Source organism: Helicobacter sp. MIT 21-1697, from assembly GCF_026241255.1.
GTDB lineage: Bacteria > Campylobacterota > Campylobacteria > Campylobacterales > Helicobacteraceae > Helicobacter_C.
The window spans coordinates 145,372-161,779 of the sequence record NZ_JAPHNC010000005.1 but is presented as its reverse complement, the minus strand read 5'-3'; the positions used below and the strand labels follow the sequence as shown (position 1 = coordinate 161,779).

At 36.9% G+C, this 16,408-nt stretch carries 22 protein-coding genes; 3 read left to right on the top strand and 19 right to left on the bottom strand.

The features are described 5' to 3' along the window. The first annotated feature begins 240 nt into the window (after positions 1 to 240). Both OQH61_RS06590 and OQH61_RS06585 read left to right on the top strand, forming a co-directional pair. Positions 241 to 672 carry a hypothetical protein gene (locus OQH61_RS06590; protein WP_266026577.1) on the top strand — a complete coding sequence of 144 codons (432 nt, stop codon included), beginning with the start codon at positions 241 to 243 and terminating at the stop codon, positions 670 to 672. A 152-nt stretch (positions 673 to 824) separates the two neighbouring features. Next, a complete protein-coding gene (locus OQH61_RS06585; protein WP_266026576.1) occupies positions 825 to 1,310 on the top strand; it encodes a hypothetical protein in 486 nt (161 codons plus the stop codon). Positions 1,311 to 1,347: 37 nt separating this feature from the next. On the opposite strand, the gene OQH61_RS06580 is transcribed toward OQH61_RS06585, so the two are convergent. From OQH61_RS06580 to OQH61_RS06560, 5 genes are all read right to left on the bottom strand, one after another. Then, entirely contained in the window at positions 1,348 to 2,391 is a 1,044-nt protein-coding gene (locus OQH61_RS06580; RefSeq protein ID WP_266026575.1) for a KAP family P-loop NTPase fold protein, read from the bottom strand. Between the two features lie 8 nt (positions 2,392 to 2,399). After that, complete coding sequence (locus OQH61_RS06575; protein ID WP_266026574.1) at positions 2,400 to 2,789, bottom strand: P-loop NTPase fold protein; 390 nt, start codon at positions 2,787 to 2,789, stop codon at positions 2,400 to 2,402. Between the two features lie 85 nt (positions 2,790 to 2,874). After that, positions 2,875 to 3,627, bottom strand: a complete 753-nt coding sequence (locus OQH61_RS06570) for an amino acid ABC transporter ATP-binding protein (protein ID WP_266026573.1) — start codon at positions 3,625 to 3,627, stop codon at positions 2,875 to 2,877. Further along, complete coding sequence (locus tag OQH61_RS06565; RefSeq protein WP_266026572.1) at positions 3,624 to 4,280, bottom strand: amino acid ABC transporter permease; 657 nt, start codon at positions 4,278 to 4,280, stop codon at positions 3,624 to 3,626. The genes OQH61_RS06570 and OQH61_RS06565 overlap by 4 nt, the downstream gene beginning before the upstream one ends. Next, positions 4,280 to 4,939 carry an amino acid ABC transporter permease gene (locus OQH61_RS06560; protein ID WP_266026571.1) on the bottom strand — a complete coding sequence of 220 codons (660 nt, stop codon included), beginning with the start codon at positions 4,937 to 4,939 and terminating at the stop codon, positions 4,280 to 4,282. Before OQH61_RS06560 ends, OQH61_RS06565 begins: the two co-directional genes overlap by 1 nt. A 111-nt stretch (positions 4,940 to 5,050) precedes the next feature. Here OQH61_RS06560 and OQH61_RS06555 point away from each other — a divergent pair, with 111 nt between their 5' ends. Beyond that, positions 5,051 to 5,608, top strand: a complete 558-nt coding sequence (locus OQH61_RS06555; protein ID WP_266026570.1) for a DNA-deoxyinosine glycosylase — start codon at positions 5,051 to 5,053, stop codon at positions 5,606 to 5,608. On the opposite strand, the gene OQH61_RS06550 is transcribed toward OQH61_RS06555, so the two are convergent. The 14 genes from OQH61_RS06550 to OQH61_RS06485 all read right to left on the bottom strand — a co-directional run bounded on the left by OQH61_RS06550 (position 5,605) and on the right by OQH61_RS06485 (position 16,353). Continuing rightward, positions 5,605 to 7,620: a DUF4105 domain-containing protein gene (locus tag OQH61_RS06550; RefSeq protein WP_266026569.1), complete on the bottom strand. Its 2,016-nt coding sequence runs from the start codon at positions 7,618 to 7,620 to the stop codon at positions 5,605 to 5,607. The two genes, OQH61_RS06555 and OQH61_RS06550, sit on opposite strands and share 4 nt — an antisense overlap. A gap of 35 nt (positions 7,621 to 7,655) precedes the next feature. Beyond that, positions 7,656 to 8,093, bottom strand: coding sequence for a DUF3015 family protein (locus tag OQH61_RS06545; RefSeq protein ID WP_266026568.1), 438 nt, complete (start codon positions 8,091 to 8,093; stop codon positions 7,656 to 7,658). A gap of 109 nt (positions 8,094 to 8,202) precedes the next feature. Continuing rightward, the gene (locus tag OQH61_RS06540; protein WP_266026567.1) at positions 8,203 to 9,093 is read right to left on the bottom strand and encodes a carbon-nitrogen hydrolase; all 891 of its coding nucleotides are present in this window, start codon (positions 9,091 to 9,093) and stop codon (positions 8,203 to 8,205) included. 9 nt (positions 9,094 to 9,102) lie between these two features. Further along, positions 9,103 to 9,240 (bottom strand): hypothetical protein, encoded by a 138-nt coding sequence (locus OQH61_RS06535; protein WP_266026566.1) that lies wholly within the window; start codon positions 9,238 to 9,240, stop codon positions 9,103 to 9,105. 2 nt (positions 9,241 to 9,242) lie between these two features. Continuing rightward, a complete protein-coding gene (locus OQH61_RS06530; protein WP_266026565.1) occupies positions 9,243 to 9,926 on the bottom strand; it encodes a tRNA threonylcarbamoyladenosine dehydratase in 684 nt (227 codons plus the stop codon). Then, positions 9,923 to 10,717, bottom strand: coding sequence for a 5'/3'-nucleotidase SurE (gene surE / locus OQH61_RS06525; protein ID WP_266026564.1), 795 nt, complete (start codon positions 10,715 to 10,717; stop codon positions 9,923 to 9,925). The genes OQH61_RS06530 and surE overlap by 4 nt, the downstream gene beginning before the upstream one ends. Next, complete coding sequence (locus OQH61_RS06520) at positions 10,714 to 11,580, bottom strand: polyprenyl synthetase family protein (RefSeq protein ID WP_266026563.1); 867 nt, start codon at positions 11,578 to 11,580, stop codon at positions 10,714 to 10,716. Before OQH61_RS06520 ends, surE begins: the two co-directional genes overlap by 4 nt. Before the next feature lie 8 nt (positions 11,581 to 11,588). Next, positions 11,589 to 12,656: a PDZ domain-containing protein gene (locus tag OQH61_RS06515; protein ID WP_266026562.1), complete on the bottom strand. Its 1,068-nt coding sequence runs from the start codon at positions 12,654 to 12,656 to the stop codon at positions 11,589 to 11,591. Beyond that, positions 12,649 to 12,975: a YbaB/EbfC family nucleoid-associated protein gene (locus tag OQH61_RS06510; RefSeq protein ID WP_266026560.1), complete on the bottom strand. Its 327-nt coding sequence runs from the start codon at positions 12,973 to 12,975 to the stop codon at positions 12,649 to 12,651. Before OQH61_RS06510 ends, OQH61_RS06515 begins: the two co-directional genes overlap by 8 nt. A 2-nt stretch (positions 12,976 to 12,977) precedes the next feature. Then, entirely contained in the window at positions 12,978 to 13,340 is a 363-nt protein-coding gene (gene panD / locus OQH61_RS06505; RefSeq protein ID WP_266026559.1) for an aspartate 1-decarboxylase, read from the bottom strand. 95 nt (positions 13,341 to 13,435) lie between these two features. Further along, complete coding sequence (locus OQH61_RS06500) at positions 13,436 to 14,020, bottom strand: putative sugar O-methyltransferase (protein WP_266026558.1); 585 nt, start codon at positions 14,018 to 14,020, stop codon at positions 13,436 to 13,438. Then, entirely contained in the window at positions 13,971 to 14,288 is a 318-nt protein-coding gene (locus OQH61_RS06495) for a hypothetical protein (RefSeq protein ID WP_266026557.1), read from the bottom strand. The genes OQH61_RS06500 and OQH61_RS06495 overlap by 50 nt, the downstream gene beginning before the upstream one ends. Before the next feature lie 56 nt (positions 14,289 to 14,344). Then, positions 14,345 to 15,148, bottom strand: a complete 804-nt coding sequence (locus tag OQH61_RS06490) for a ferritin-like domain-containing protein (protein WP_266026556.1) — start codon at positions 15,146 to 15,148, stop codon at positions 14,345 to 14,347. After that, positions 15,148 to 16,353 carry a phosphoglycerate kinase gene (locus tag OQH61_RS06485; RefSeq protein WP_266026555.1) on the bottom strand — a complete coding sequence of 402 codons (1,206 nt, stop codon included), beginning with the start codon at positions 16,351 to 16,353 and terminating at the stop codon, positions 15,148 to 15,150. The genes OQH61_RS06490 and OQH61_RS06485 overlap by 1 nt, the downstream gene beginning before the upstream one ends. Positions 16,354 to 16,408: the final 55 nt, after the last annotated feature.

The window sequence follows — 16,408 nt, the reverse complement described above, 5'->3', positions numbered from 1 at the left end:
CATTGAGACATAATATATAAAGATGTTTGGAAAATGTCTAAAATCTTACTACAAAGTGTAGCAAAATACTCTACATTTTGTCCAAATATGAGTGGCACTTTGATTTTTAAAATATTCCTTATTCTCTCGCACTTTGCTTTATTTGAATGATTTTCAATACACTTTGATTTTAGACAATACTATACAGAATCTTTAGAAAATAGCGACTATAACAAACTTTATAAAGAATATAGGCAAGAGGTGTTAGCTTCTATAAAGGAAGCCAAACAAAGTTTAAAGCTAAAGACAGATGAGAAAAATTTTTGGGAATATTATGATATGTGCAAGTCAAATTGTGGAACATCTGGTATGTATCGTCTCTATGTTTTTGATAATGAGAATCTTCAATCAGTCTATAATAAAATTCGTAATCCTCAAAACTTTATGAGTGAAGAGGAAATTAAGCAGAGGGGCATAGAATCTTTAGTTAGAATTCTACCAAAGATAGATTTTCAAGAGATTATACAAACTTCAATTGATTATGATGGGAGAAGGTGCTACATGTATGACAAACAAGGGACATTGTGGATTAAAAAGGTTGCAAATCCGTGTGGTTGCAATATCGCTTTTTTTCAGAATCCAAAAGGTGTCGAAGTTTTAATGGATTGTAATTGGGGATATGATTTTGATTAGAAGCACTACAAAAAGATAAATATAGTTTAGAATTTTTAGATGATACTTCAATTCAATAGTGTATGTTTGAAAACTGCCAAAAATATGTTCTGTGTCTAAAGGAATAAAACAAACCCTACAACAAAGGCTTAGAAATATACAAAGGATAAAAAATGAAACACATATTCTTACACTCACTCTTTTTGCTCACATTATTAAATGCAAATGAAATCTCATCACAAATACAAAAAGAGATTCAGAGCGACTTAATGACTATATCCACAGATGCCAAAGACAATCAATGTAGCATCTCTATCAATAATAAAATAATTTATCAAAGAACTTGTGAATTTGAATATAATCCAAGCTTGATTTTTTATGCAAGACTTCAAAATTGGAATGATGTTTGGGTGTTCCAAGATACTCCTATGGGAAATGCTTGTGATGGTGGTATTTTGAGAATCTTTGAGCGAAAAAATGGAGAAAAGGAAATCTCATATCGTGGTGAAATTGATTTTTGCGGTGGTCCAAACCCAAGCTTTGAGCTAAAAGGAAATACCCTTAAAATTATTGATGAATATAGTGGTAAATCGCATTATCTTCAAAAAGGTCAATTAGGAAAAATAAATGAAAATGGCACATTGTATCACTTTAAATGATATAAAAGAATCAAATCTAACAGAACAATAAACCTTCTTAATCTTTAATGACTGCGTTATTTATTTGCCTATCTTGTATGTCAAATTGAGAAGTAAAGTTAATGGCAGTGATGATTTTATTTGTATCTATTTGCCTAAGATTCCATTGTCGTCTTTTACCAACAAAAAAGTTACAATAAGTTTGCACGATATAAGAATACTCGTTTAAATCAATGTGAATTATATTTGTTCCTCTTATTTTAAACCATTTTCTAGTCATATTATCTTGAGTTGGAAATGAGGGTTCAAAAAACGTTCTATCTTGCTGATATATTTTATTGCATAAGCTATAAATAAGATTCACATATTCAACAAAAAGATTTTCATTCAAAGGCTCTTTCTCCTTACACACAAGCTTCTCCACTATCCCCATTATCCCTTCTGCATCTGTAATATTTGGCAACTGAAAATACAAATCAGGTCTGTAAATTTTAACAAGTAGAATAAAAATAGCGTGTCGTATATCAAAAATAGATTCTTGATTATTGTCTTGTAATTGTTGTATTTCTAACAGCTTAATTTGAGGGAGAATTTTCTGTAATTCTCTCAAAGTAAAATTATCTGCTATGAAAATATGGGCAAGATTCGTTTGTATTCCTAACTGCTCTTGCAAATATTCACAAAATCTCTGTGGAGAGGGATTAGGTAAAATAAATTCTAAATCAAAAAATCTCCTAAGATAATTCTCTGTATCAATTTGCCCATAAATAGCTTGAATGGATTGAGAGAGCTGCACCTTATCAATAGAAATCACAAAAACAAGATGAGGAATCCCAAAGAGGTGTTTAATATTCTCTAACATTTCAATCGCATAAGTTGGACGGCAGCGATCTATCTCGTCTATAAAAATAATAAAAGGCTGTTTCTCTTTTGCGCCTACAAGTTCAAAGACTTTTGTTAGATTCTCTTTTAACTGCTCTAAACATTTCTTTTCTTGTGAATAATGTTCAATTAATACTTTTGCACTATCCTCTACTAATACTCGTGAGAGTTCTTTAAATGATTCATTATCTATTGCAATTTTATTCAATAAGCCTTTCACACTTACCTTCAATAAAGCAGGTAATGTTCTTTTAAGATTTTTTGCACAGACCCTATTGCTTGATTAAATTCCTTATTTTTAACTTTATTTTCTTTTAGATACTGATTCAATTCTCCTAAAAGAGAAATCAAAGGCTCTTTGGTATAATCTTCCTCCCAAGCACTGAAATAAAGATTGGGAATCTTACAATCCTTATCAAGCATATTTTTCCACATCTTAATAAAAGTTGTTTTGCCATTTCCCCATTGTGCATTGAGTGCAAGAATTAAGCCTTGTGAATTTATCTCTGAATGCCTTAAAATATGAGTTAAATTGATGGCAATATCTTTTCTGTTGAGTTTATCATTTTCAAAAGTGCAATTCTTATTTTCATCAAAAAAAGTATCTTTTACTATCACTTTAAATTCCTTTGAGATTATGATAACTCATTATAACACAAGAGGGAATCAAAGCCATTAAATCCTAATTTACGCTTGTTGATTCTTAGAGCTCAAACACATTCAGGAATTTTTGTGCTCTTTGGCTTTTGGGTGCGGTAAAAAACTCTTGTGGCGTAGATTCTTCTACGAGCTTGCCCTCATCAAAAAAGCAGATTCTATCTGCGACTTTTTGAGCAAAGCGCATTTCGTGGGTTACAATAAGCATTGTCATACCCTCATTTGCAAGCTCTAGTATTACTTCAAGCACTTCTTTTACCATTTCAGGGTCAAGCGAGGCGGTTACTTCATCAAAAAGCATAATTTGTGGATTCATACACAGCGCACGCACGATAGCTACGCGTTGTTTTTGTCCTCCGCTTAACTCTTTGGGCGAAGTCTGTATTTTGTGTCCGAGTCCTACGCGTTCCAAAAGTGTCCGCGCTTGTGCTATTACTTCGTTTTTATTGCGTTTTTGCACTTTTGTGGGACCGAGCAAAATATTTTCCATTACGCTCATATGAGGGAATAAATCATAGCTTTGAAACACCATACCGATGTGTTGGCGGATTTTATTCCATTTTGTTTTTGGCAGATTAATGATTTCATTATTAAATTTAATTTCTCCACCTTGAGTAGATTCTAATCCATTAATGCAGCGCAAAAATGTGCTTTTGCCACACCCACTAGGTCCTAAAATCACGATGACTTCGCCCTTTTGCACTTGCATAGAAATGTCATCAAGCACAAAATGCACTCCATTATAAGTTTTTTTTAGATGAGATATACTTAAAAGTGGTGTGTCTTGTGTTGATTTCATTGATATTTTTTCTCCAGCATTTTACTTAGATATGAAAGTGGGTAACATAGGATAAAATAAGTGCAGAAAATCCCCCCATACACCCAAAAACTTGCATTTGGATTAGATTTGTTCAACTCTATGATTTGCTGTCCGACTTTGAGCAAATCCACAGCTCCGAGTAATGCCACAAGCGAAGTTGTCTTAATCATACGCGTTGAGAGTGAAATGATTGAGGGTAAAAGGCGGCGGAGTGCTTGAGGGAAAATGATATAGCACATAATTTGCCATTGTTTCAAACCAAGTGCTTTGCCACTTTCATTTTGATGTTTGGGCAAAGAAGTGATAGCTCCACGCACCAAATCTCCCACTTCAGCCACGCCCCACAGACTAAAGACGATAATCGCGCTTGTTATGGCACTAAGATTTATGTCAAATTGTTGTGAAATCCCAAAAAACACAATAAAAAGCCACGCGAGGATAGGGATAATACGCACGCATTCAAGATAGAATCTACATATCCCGCGTATAATGAGGCTTCGTCCAGTCATCACAAAACCTAAAATAAGTCCGCCAAATGTAGCAAAGATAATAGAGATAAGAGCAATTTCAAGTGTGAGAAGCACACCTTGCAAAAGCCGAGCGAAGTTTGAGCCAATAAAAAATATTTCCATTATAACACTCGCTTTTTATAGAATCGCTCAAGGAGTGAAAAGCCCACAGAGAGTGGTAAAAGCACGATGAGGTAGCTTAGCACAAGCAGAGTTAGGGCTTCATTTGTTTTGTAATAATGTGTGATAATATCTTTGGTTACAAACATAATATCTGCCAAAGCGATGACGCTTACAACTGAAGTTTCTTTCAAAAGAAAAATGACATTTGCACCCACAGAGGGCAAAGCAACACTAAGGGATTGAGGCAGGATAATATAAAACATCATTTGATGAGATTGCAAGCCTATGCTTTGTGCGCTCTCAATTTGTGAGTACGGAAGAGATTCTAAACCTGTGCGGAAACTCTCGCACATATACCCACCGCCCAAAAATGCTAAACCTGCGATAGCACACACATATTCGTTGAGATTTATGCCTATGACACTATGCAATCCATAGTAGAGAAAAAAGAGCTGGATAAGCAGTGGCGTGTTACGCGCTAACTCCACATAGAGCGCTACAATGGGGCTAAGAAGTCGCACTCTTAAAAAGAGAATCCACGCTGCAATAAAGCCAATGATAAGAGAGAGTGCAATGCCAAAAAATGAGATATATAAAGTCAAAGAGAGAGCTTTGGCAAACATCGGCACACATTGACGCATAAAATCAAAATCTAGCATACTCTTCCTTTGGTATAAAAAGTGGCATTATATAGAGAATTGTTAAATTAGGTTAGAATCATATATCTAAAAAATCAAAGCAGATTTTAAAGAAAATTGAGAGGATAAACATTGCCAACTCATAAGATTCAAATGCAAAAAATGCACCTCATTCACCCCTTTGCACCCGTGTTTAATAAGCATTCGCGTGTGCTGATTTTAGGTTCATTTCCCTCTGTGATTTCACGCGATGAGCAATTTTATTATGCACATTCGCGCAATCGTTTTTGGCGTATTCTTGCTACACTTTTTGCCCCTGAAATTGACATAAACATACAAAATAGAGATGTCAAAAAGCAATTTTTACTCACATATCGTATTGCCCTGTGGGATATTGTGCGTGAGTGCGATATTTATAATTCTAGTGATAACACTTTGAGTAATGCCAAGCCTAATGACATATCAGTGATACTCTCAAGTGCAAAAATCAATGCTATTTTTTGCAATGGACGCAAAGCGTATGAGCTTTTTATGCGATTTTTTAATGCACAGATGTGTGAGCAGATACAAGTCTTTTTGCTTCCCTCATCAAGTCCGGCAAATGCGCGTTATAGCTATGAAAAGCTTGTGGAATCGTGGCAGATTCTGCGAGAATATGCACTTTTAGAGAATCTAGTCCAAAAAATCTAAAAATAAAGTCTTACGCCCAGCATTGAAGTGGGTTGCAATGAAGGAGACATATCATTTTTAAGCATCTGCACTCTTGCAAGAAAGGCGAGATTTTGTTTGAGATTGATACTCAAAGTACTATCAAAGGATTGACTAAAATGCGTGAGCGTGTAGGATTTGAATTTATATTCAAAAGTCGCTTTGAGGCGATTATTATCTGATAAGACAATCCCAAGCACTTGGTTGAGGGCAAAATCAGAGCGATTGAGTATATCAAGGAAAAAAGTCGGCTCAAGCAGATAATATCCATATCCAAATGATGAAAGATTCAAAGATAGTCCCCCGCCAAATGCTGCAAAATAATGCAAGGCATTATCATTGAAGCTCCGATTGAATCCGCTTTCTAGCCGATAAGAAAAGGGTTTGAAAAATTTGCTTATTGGCGCGATTGAGGCGACTGAAAGGATATTAAGTTCATAGAGTTTGAGCTTAGATTCTTTTAAGCTTGTGTCAAAGTAAGCAAGAGTGCGCATTAGCTCAATTTGTGCGCCTTGAAGATAGCCTTTGTCATTATCGGTAATATCGTGGAAAGTGATTCTAAAATCAAGTGCGGGGTGCAACCCTTGTTTGTTGCCAAAGAGCAAAGGAGTGATTCTAAGGCTTTGGTTGCCCTCAAGCGGATTAGATGGAGTAGGTAAAAAAGGTGGCTTGCTCGCACCAAGTGTTGAGCGTGTGGAGGCGAGGTTATGAGCAATTTGCGTGTATTGCTCTTTATCAAGTTTGCCTTTAAGAAAACGATATTCGCTTAACTCAAGGGCAGATTCTAAAATATATTGCTTATTGTGTAAATTTAAGTGAGGATTCTCTACAATATCTTTGGGTTGTTTTGTGCCTTTAGCCAGAGATTTGGCGAGTGAGACTTGTGCATTGCTCATTACTTTTTCATAAGAAAGCAGTTTAGCTCGTTTGCTTGGACGATAGGTGATATGCGTAATGAGATTGGCTTCTTGTAAGGCAAAGAGTGTTTCAGGGGGATTGACTTGATAGATAAATTTATGCCGCAAGGCAAGGCTTGGACGCGCTACTTCAAGTAACCACAAAATATTATAAGAGCAATTACGATGAAAAAAATAATACCAGCTAAATGCATCAGTAAGTTCCCAAATATGATTATAAAGCTGTGTGATTTCCTCTTGAGTGAGATTGAGCTCATATTCCCACATATCGCGGGATTCTGTATTGGAGTATTCTTTGATTTTATCATAATAGGGCAAAATAGAATAACTCCCGGTATGCAATCCAAAAAGCCCCTTGAACGCAAATCCGATAGCATTTTCCTCTCTTGGGTCTGCATCGGCTTGATAGTTTATTGCAAAAGCGAGAAGTCGGGATTGAAAGGTAGAATCTAAAAGTAAAAATGTATGTCCAAACATTGAAGCAGGGGAGTTAATATGAGCTGAAGGAAAGATAATACTTGCCTTTGTAGGCGCGATATAATCACGCATTGCTTGAAATTCGCTACATTGCACTTGTGGGAGGGAAGTAAAGGTAAGATGTTTTGATAAAAAAGCAAACCGCGCAGGAAAGCGACACAGAGCGTGATAATCTTGTTGTTCTATGGAGCGGACAGGAAGTTTAATGTTATTTTCTGCAAAAAAACGAATCTGCTTTTGAGCTTTTTGTAAAATCTCTTGTGGAATCTGCACAGATTCTTTTGATTGATAAAATGCGCGAATAGTTGCTTCAAGCTCATCTTCTGCGAGATTCTTTGAGGGTAGGTGAGTGAGAAAAAAATAAGGTGAGATGATTTCACTTGTTTTTTTATCAATATGCAAAAGGTCTTTCCATTCCTTAGAATCTGCGAGGTTGAGGGATTTAGCTTTTTCAAGGAGAATATCAATAGAAGTATTGTGAGATTCTAATATGGGTGTTGATGAAAGAGTATCTGCTATAAGTGTATGTATGGAGCATACATAAACAGAAGAGATGAGAATAAAAAGCCGCCTAAAAATATGAATCCTTATAACATTCATATCCCCCACACACTTTGAGTGTGGCAGGGAATATCTTAAAGAGTAGCAGCTCCATCAAGCACATCTGCACTTTGAGCATCTTTGCTTGCGTAGAGCTTGTTGTAGTTTTCTTGGAGTGCTATTTTAAAAGCATCTTTGTCCGCTACATTTAATAATTCTACAAGCGTATCAAGGTGTTCGCCTCTGCCTTGAGCTATTTCTTGAGAAAGAGCATCCATATTTGCAGCTACAAATTCTTGAGTGCGGCTATCCATAGCGACCTTACCACTTTTACAGCCAGAAGTCCCTGAAGTGATACCAAAAGTTTGTGTCCCAGAAGTGTGGTTTGTGGTTACTTGAAAAAGATTCCACAAAATACCTTGTTTATCAATAAGATATGAGCCAAGTCCGCACCCTGTATTGCTATTTGCTGCAGCAAAAGCACCACTTACTAGGCTTGCACTAAGAGCTACACTTATAAAAACTTTTTTCATTGCTTGTCCTTTTTTGTGAAGATTGTTTCATTAGAAACGAGTTATTCTATACCCATAAACATTAAATTATGTTGAATAACACGATATAGTTTTTGAAGCAAAAGAAGTCTTAATTGCAAAAGCGTTTGAGGATTTCACTATAAGATTCTATGCGTCTATCGCGTAAAAAGGGCCACATACGGCGTACTTTCTCACTCGCTTGTAAATCAATTTCTACTACAATCATCTCCTCTTTATCTTCGCTTGCTTGCGCTAGAAGTTCCCCTTGTGCCCCAAAGGCAAAGCTATTGCCCCAAAAGCGTATGCCTTTACCTACCTCGCTATCATCTTTTTCAAAGCCTACGCGATTAATGGCAATTGTTGGCAATCCATTTGCAATGCTGTGTCCTCTTTGCACAGCTATCCACGCTTCTTTTTGCCGCATTTTTTCCTCTAAACTATCCTCATCAAACCACCCAATAGCAGTGGGATAAATAAGCATTTGCGCCCCCTTGAGTGTCATAATGCGTGCTGCTTCTGGATACCATTGGTCCCAGCAAATAAGCACACCAAGTTTCCCCAAGCTTGTAGATATGGGTTCAAAGCCTAAATCACCGGGCGTGAAATAGAATTTCTCATAAAATTGTGGGTCATCAGGAATGTGCATTTTGCGATATTTTCCAGCAATAGAACCATCAGTATCAAAAACAACAGCAGTATTGTGGTATAGCCCAGCAGCACGCCTTTCAAAAAGTGAAGTAAGTAGCACAATTTTATACTTTTTGGCTAATGCGCTAAAATAGGCTATATCTTTATCAAAATCTGCTGCATAATCAAAAAATCGTGGATTCTCACTTTGACAAAAATATTCGCGCGTATGAAGTTCTTGCAATGCCACAAGTTGTGCATTAGCATCTGCTGCCTTACTTATCATTGCAGCAGTTGATTCCATCATTGCCTCTCTATTCCCCTTGTAGGCTTGCTGCACAAGTGCTACGCGGAGCACAGAGGGTGTTTTCATTAAGAATCCTTACTCATAATATTCACTATCAGGGTTTTGATAATCGTCATCATCATAGGCATTATATGAATAATCCTCATCATCGTAATCTTCAAAATCCTCATTATCAATGTTTTCGTAGTCATTGTATTCATCATATTCGTTCATTTTTAATACTCCTTAATTATATCTTGGATAATTTCACTTGCAATGATAAGCCCAAAGCTTGCTGTAACTCCACTAAAGCTACCTAATGGACCACATTTTGCACCCTCAGAGCTAAATATTACCTTAATAGCCTTTTGAATATTGACTTTTCTTAAATGAGTGCGCAATTTTCGCGCAAATTTATCGCCGTAGCTTTTCCACACATTATTTACTCGGATAAAAAGAGGATTTACTCTTTTTGCACTTCCTGTGGCAATAATATATTTTCCATAAGGCTTGTTTGAGGCAATTTTGGCAATTTCTACTTTTGCAATAATATCATCAACAGCATCAACAATATAATCAAACTCCATTATGTTAAATCGCTCTAAAAATGCCGCATCTACACATTCTTGAATGGGTGTGATTCCTTGATAAAGTCGTGCAAATACTTCCACTTTTGGCTCACCTATGTGTTCTGCACCAATTTGGCGGTTTTGATTTGTAATATCAAAGCAATCTTTATCTACAATTGTAATATTTTGTAATCCACTTCTATAAAGACAATCCACGACAAAGCCTCCCACGCCACCTACGCCAAATACAACTACTTTGGTATTTTGTATGCGCTCAAAATTTTCACCAAAAATAATGCGCGAACGCGTGTATCTGTCAATTATCATATTTTCATCAATAAGTTCATTCATAATCGTATCCATTCACAAAGAGATGAGCTATCCTCATAGCTTGTCATATCAAGCTTAATAGGCGTAATAGAGACATAATGTTCGTGTGTTGCCTTAAAATCAGAACCGTAACTATGAGGCATATCACTTCTTTCTTCCCATTCTAAAGGGTGTAGCCCTAACCAATAATATTCTTGTCCTCGTGGGTTGCGGTGTAAATGTGCATTATCGGCATAGATTCTATAACCCATTTGTGTGATTTTGTAGCCCTTACATTCTTTGGGTTTAATATGGGGAATATTGATATTAAGGAATTTGCGCTCTCCTAAAGGGAATCCTTTAGTAAAAATAAGTTCAGTAATTTCATAAATACATTCTTTAGCGAGGGAAAAATCAAAATGTTTGGAGCGATTTTTATCTGGCATAAGCTGTGAGATAGCAATGGCAGGCACACCTTGTATGCACGCTTCCATAGCACCCGCTGCAGTGCCTGAATAAGTAATATCTTCTCCCATATTTGAACCAAGATTAATGCCTGAAATAACCAAATCTGGCTTGCACGATGATTGATAAAGTGTATTGAGTGCAAGATACACACAATCACTTGGTGTGCCATCTTCAAGCTTGTAAAAATCATCATCAAGTCGCACAAAACTAAGTGGGCGCGTGAGTGTCAGCCCGTGCCCACAGGCTGATTTTTCGTTTGCAGGAGCGACAACCATTACCTGTGCTATGTCTTTGAGGGCATCTTTGAGCGCAAGAAGTCCGCTTGAATCAAAGCCATCATCATTGGTAAGGAGAATGCGTTTCATTCAATATCCTTAAAATAGTCTTGCAAAAGAGTAGTCAAATGGACACAAACAGCTTTGTCAAATGTTTGGAGTTCCTTTTGAATCTGCTTTTTCATACGAGTAAATTCTGCTTTCGCACCTTCTAAACCAAGTAGATTCACATAGCTATTTTTATGTGTATCATTTTGCGTTGTCTTACCCGCTTGTTGTGTGTCAAAACAAGTATCAATAATATCATCGCGTAGCTGAAAATACACGCCGAGCTTTAGCCCAAACTCATACATTGATGAAGCAAAATATGCTTTTGCATTTGAAATAATAGCACCAAATTGCAAAGAAGTGGCAATGAGTTTGGCAGTTTTATTTGTATGTATAATTTGAAGTTCTTGTAATGAAAGTTTTTTGTCCTCAAAAGCACAATCTAAGCTCTGTCCAAGCACCATACCGCCAATACCAGCATTTTGTGCGAGAGATTCAATAAGGGCGAGTTTAACTTGTGGGTCAAGCCGCGCTTGGCAAAGCAAAGCAAAAGCGTAGGTATTTAGCCCATCACCTACCAAAAGTGCAAGCGTTTCATCATATTTTGTATGCAGTGTAGCGTGTCCGCGTCTTAAAGGCGCATTATCCATACAGGGTAAATCATCGTGTATGAGTGAATATGTATGGATACATTCAATACTTAGGGCGGGCAAAAAAGCATTTTTTATAAGTTGAGGAGCGAGAGCATTAACCACGCAAAATACGAGTGCAGGGCGGAATCTTTTGCCACCATTTTTCATCATTTCCCATAAAGCTGTTTGATAATATGGGTGAAAGCTTGGAATCTGCGGTTCTTGATTGATAAGAAATGCCTCAAAATCATTAAGAATCTGTGCAATGCTCATATTCACCCCTAGACTTTAACGAATATCTCAAGATTATCGCGCACGATAAGTAGCTGTATTTTGCCCTCAAATCTGTCATCAAAATGTGTTTGAGAGAGGAGAAACCTCAAGTGTTCAAAGCGTTTGCTTGCTGTATCGGTGGATTGTGTAATGATAGGTTCTTTATTAATCCACAAGATTCTATCTCCTGCGCGCAATTCATTGAATCTCCCTGCTTTGTCAAGATTGATAGATTGAATAATCATTTGATTGTCTATATCAATGCCAAAGCGCTCAAGAAAGGTATCTTTAAGCAAAAAGCCGCCATAGCGTTGATTGACTTTGACTTTGACTTTGAGAGTTTTACCATTGCGCAAAAGAGCAACTTGAGCAAGGGAATCTTTTTTGAGATTGCTCATTACCCATTCTGCTTCATCGCTGCTTTGCACTTTAGTGCCATTAATAGAGAGAATCTTATCTTGGGGTTTGAAAGGATTTTGAGACATAAAAGGGTCAATGCTTCGCACAATGGCTTCATTATGCTCAAAGCGAATGCCTAAATCGCCATAATAAGGAGATTTTTGTGCGAGAAACCTATCAATATATTTTTTTTCAATAAAACTGCCATTGCCCACGCCCAAACCATAGATTTGATAACAAATGTTACCCAAAACGCCATTGGCTGATGTGGCAGTAGAAAATCGCGCATAATTTAAGAATCCACTTTGACGCTTGGTAATATGCCCTATTTGCACTTGAGGAGATGAAGAGATAAAAGCAAGCCTTTTGTCATTAAGTGTGCGTTTATCAAGTGTGAGGAGAGCATAACTTTGCTTCGTGCGCGGCACATTAAGCAGATAAAGCCCGATAAATGGGTCAGCTTTGAGAATCTTTACATTTTTTGGCGGTATAGGAGAATAGAGAATATGCACTTGTTTTGAACCATTTTTAAGACTAATAGCATTACTTGAACCCACAGGTGTGCTCGCTGCTTTAAAATATTTGATACAATGGGAATAATCATATCCCCAAAGTAAGGGAGAAAAAAAACAAAATATAAAGCCAAGAGTGAGCTTTAAGGAGAAGTTTTTAGCCATTTGGTTTCCCACCAAAGATATTTAAGTCCCCGCCTAATCCATTAAACATATCCATAGCACTTGATTGGCGATTATTTTCTACACTTTTATGGACATCATTGAGTGCGCTCATTAAGAGAATCTGCAAAGATTCTTTATCTTCAAGCAAACTATCATCAATACTAATGTCAATGACTTCACCATTGCCATTGCAGCTTACGCTTACAAGCCCACCACCACTTTTGGCACTAAGAATCGTCTGCTCATTGCGTGCTTGTAAATCTTTGATAGTATCTTGCATAGAGCCAAGCATTGCTCCAAGTTGTTTTGCATCAAACATCGTTACACCTCATTTGTAATAGATAGAATCTGATTGTGTTCATTGACTTGTACGATAGTAGGCTTATAGTGTTCAAGCTCACTTTGAGTGTATGTAGCATAAGCAATGATAATGATAATATCGCCTATTTGAACTTTGCGTGCAGCAGCACCATTGAGGCAAATTTCACCCTTTTTATCGCCATAAATGACATAAGTATTAAAACGTTCGCCATTATTAATATTTACAATCTCTACTTTCATACCCGCTAGAAGATGAGCACTTTGAGCGAGCGTTTTATCAATTGTGATTGAACCGACATAGTTAAGATTCGCATCACTGACTTTAGCGCGATGAATCTTTGAGTAAAGCATTTCAAACTGCATTTAATGCCTTATATTTATATTTTGATATTTAAGATATGTGATTTTATCATACAATATGCAATATAATCATTAAGAGCTTTCAAGTAGTCAATTTTTTATTGATTTTTCCATATAAGAATCCTATTATCAATATGTGTATTTGGGATTTCTTCTAAAATATGTATATCTTTATGAAATTGTAACTGATACTCTTCAAGCGCATAGCTTTTAAGTTCTTTTGGCGATATATTATTATAGGTGATGTAGCCATTGTGTGCATTGGTAATAAGATATTTTGTATATACATCTTGTATGTCTCTGTGCAATTCGCTAAAGGCATAGTTGCTTATGAATACATCATATTCTTTTTCTTTCAAAGTTATATCTTCAAGTGTAAGGAAATTGAGTGTTGAATGTATATCATCATAATGGCTTAAATATTTTTGCGTGAGTTTGAGTGCAGCATTTAAATCTACAAAATCATAAGATTTTGGCGTGAATAAGCTATGAATAACCCTTGCTTGTCCGCCATACCCTACACCTACTTCACAGATTCTTAGATTGTCCAAAGCACCAAAATGAAGCATTAAATCTGATAACACCTTGACATATCGTAATGTGCTTGGAGTTATCTTGCCAATGGGGTTATAATTATATATTGCCCCCCCCCCCGTATAAATCATTCCTTTTGAAGTTCTCAAAATCTTGCATACTAAAACAATTTCTTTGTAACACCACATTGAGATATTGCTGCCCTAACTCTGGGCTTATATGCTCTAAGATAGCAGTATAGATAGGATTTGTCCTAAAATGCTCAAATACTTTAGAATCTTGCGCCGCTAGAGCACAAAATTGAGGATAATCCATTGATGAGGAAATGCTTGAATTTCTCTCACTCTCTAATAATCCTGAATGCTTCTTAGCACTTAAATTTTTTAAAATAAGCTTTAATCTTGCATATAATTGCATTACCACTCCTTTATTTTGTGTGAGGCAATATTAGGAAATTAAAACTTAAATGTATATTAAGATAAAATGCTCATCATTTCTAGCTCTTGGGGTGAAAATCCAGCTTGTAATCGTGCTTCATAGTGAAGAACTTTTGAGATAGGGCGAAATGCCTCAAAATGCTTGAGGATTGCCACAAAATCCTGCGCACTTGCTTGAGTATTGGCAAATCTCCACCACTTATCCCCTTTTTTCACGTGTTCTATTTCATCGTGCAAAATGATTTGAAGAATCTCAAGCACTTTTGGCGTGAGAGAATGCTCAAAAGCTTTTACTTTGTTTGCCACAAAAGGATTTGCATCAAGTCCATTTGCTTCTAGTCCTCTATGAAGCAAAGCCATTCTATTGCTAAAATCAGGCGTTGCCACCTGCGCGTCAAAAAGTTGTGAATGCACAGGAAAATCTCCATATTCATAGCCAAGAATATTGAGACATTCTCGCAAAAGACGAAAATGTAACGATTCTTGCAACGCTACTTCAAGCCAATCATCATAATAGGATAGAGGCAGATTCTTAAAACGTGTAAGCGCATCAAGGGCTAAATCAATCGCACTATATTCAATATGCACAATAGAATGCAGCACCTTGGCAAAAGATTCTATACTTTTAATATGCTTGGGGCGGCGAATTTTAGTTGGGTGGATAATTTTACAAAATCCCGCATAAGAGGGAGATTGCAGTGCAGAAGGGTTATGATGTGATGAGGATAACATTTGCTCACAAAGTAGATGTTTGTGAGAGGTAATGACTTCAAGGTAGGATAGTTTAGATTCTATGCTTGGAGCATTGAGGGCTTCAAGGCTAAGGGCAAAGAGATTCATTACTTGCGCTCAAGCACCTCAAATGCAGGAAGAATCTTCCCTTCAAGCAGCTCTAAACTCGCTCCACCGCCTGTGGAGATAAAGCTCATATTATCTCTCTCTCCTGCTTTATCTATCGCATCAGCAGTATCGCCCCCACCGATAAGACTAAAGGCGTAAGTATCACTCACGGCGTGAGCAAGGTTAAATGTTCCGCGTGAGAAAGCTTGTATTTCATAAATGCCAAGTGGTCCATTCCAAATAATTGTTTGAGAATCTCGCACTACTTCGCTAAAGAGCTTGCTTGTCGCAGGTCCCATATCCACTGCCATAAAACCCTCTGGTATATCTTGTGCAGGTGTGATTTTGATATGACGATGTTCTTTAATATCATCGGTGCTCACGACATCTACGGGCAGATAGATTTTGACTTTTCCCTCCTTTGCTTTATCAAGTATTTTTCGTGCATCACCTACCAAATCATCTTCCACAAGAGATTTTTGCATATCAAAGCCTCGTGCTTTGAGAAAAGTATTGCTCATCGCACCACCTATAATAATTTTATCTACAACATTGAGGATATTGTGCAAAAGTGCGAGTTTTGAGCTTACCTTGCTTCCACCAACGATAAGTAGCACAGGTTTGAGCGGATTTGCCATTGCTTTGGCAAACGAATCAATTTCTTTTTTGAGTAGCAATCCCGCTACACGTTCTTTAGCATATTTAGCAATACCACAAGTGCTTGAATGTGCGCGGTGGCTTGTGCCAAAAGCGTCATTGACATATATATCACAAAGAGAGGCGAGCTTGGTAGAGAGTTCCTCATCATTTTTTTCCTCTCCCTCATAGAATCTAATATTTTCAAGCAAAATGACACTACCCTCGTTTTGTTGTTGGAGATTCTCTACATTTTCTATCGTTTCTGCAAAAGCTATATCGCGTCCCAAAAGTCGCTCTACGCGCTTGAGGACGTGTTTAAGCGAAAACTCTGCACTGCGCCCTTTGGGACGTCCTAAATGGCTTACAAGCACTATATTTTTTGCGTGATTATCAATGCAATAATTGATAGTGGGTAGTGCTTCGCGAATACGCGTATCATCTGAAATATCAAAATCCTCGTCCATTGGCACATTAAAATCCACACGAATAAGCACCCTTTTGTCTTTAATATCAATATCGCGCACACTTTTTGTATTTTTCATTAATTCTATACCGGCTTCTCTCATTCCTTGCTCCTTATATTCTATAAAAATAAATGCAGTATTTTATCATATTTTTATA

Coding starts and splice junctions, on each gene's coding strand:
- OQH61_RS06510 (WP_266026560.1), bottom strand. CDS start 12,975: ATGTTTGATGCAAAACAACTTGGAGCAATGCTTGGCTCTATGCAAGAT.
- OQH61_RS06515 (WP_266026562.1), bottom strand. CDS start 12,656: ATGGCTAAAAACTTCTCCTTAAAGCTCACTCTTGGCTTTATATTTTGT.
- OQH61_RS06530 (WP_266026565.1), bottom strand. CDS start 9,926: ATGAATGAACTTATTGATGAAAATATGATAATTGACAGATACACGCGT.
- OQH61_RS06490 (WP_266026556.1), bottom strand. CDS start 15,148: ATGAATCTCTTTGCCCTTAGCCTTGAAGCCCTCAATGCTCCAAGCATA.
- OQH61_RS06550 (WP_266026569.1), bottom strand. CDS start 7,620: ATGAATGTTATAAGGATTCATATTTTTAGGCGGCTTTTTATTCTCATC.
- panD (WP_266026559.1), bottom strand. CDS start 13,340: ATGCAGTTTGAAATGCTTTACTCAAAGATTCATCGCGCTAAAGTCAGT.
- OQH61_RS06560 (WP_266026571.1), bottom strand. CDS start 4,939: ATGCTAGATTTTGATTTTATGCGTCAATGTGTGCCGATGTTTGCCAAA.
- OQH61_RS06585 (WP_266026576.1), top strand. CDS start 825: ATGAAACACATATTCTTACACTCACTCTTTTTGCTCACATTATTAAAT.
- OQH61_RS06565 (WP_266026572.1), bottom strand. CDS start 4,280: ATGGAAATATTTTTTATTGGCTCAAACTTCGCTCGGCTTTTGCAAGGT.
- OQH61_RS06520 (WP_266026563.1), bottom strand. CDS start 11,580: ATGAGCATTGCACAGATTCTTAATGATTTTGAGGCATTTCTTATCAAT.
- OQH61_RS06545 (WP_266026568.1), bottom strand. CDS start 8,093: ATGAAAAAAGTTTTTATAAGTGTAGCTCTTAGTGCAAGCCTAGTAAGT.
- OQH61_RS06570 (WP_266026573.1), bottom strand. CDS start 3,627: ATGAAATCAACACAAGACACACCACTTTTAAGTATATCTCATCTAAAA.
- OQH61_RS06540 (WP_266026567.1), bottom strand. CDS start 9,093: ATGAAAACACCCTCTGTGCTCCGCGTAGCACTTGTGCAGCAAGCCTAC.
- OQH61_RS06495 (WP_266026557.1), bottom strand. CDS start 14,288: ATGCAATTATATGCAAGATTAAAGCTTATTTTAAAAAATTTAAGTGCT.
- OQH61_RS06535 (WP_266026566.1), bottom strand. CDS start 9,240: ATGAACGAATATGATGAATACAATGACTACGAAAACATTGATAATGAG.
- surE (WP_266026564.1), bottom strand. CDS start 10,717: ATGAAACGCATTCTCCTTACCAATGATGATGGCTTTGATTCAAGCGGA.
- OQH61_RS06485 (WP_266026555.1), bottom strand. CDS start 16,353: ATGAGAGAAGCCGGTATAGAATTAATGAAAAATACAAAAAGTGTGCGC.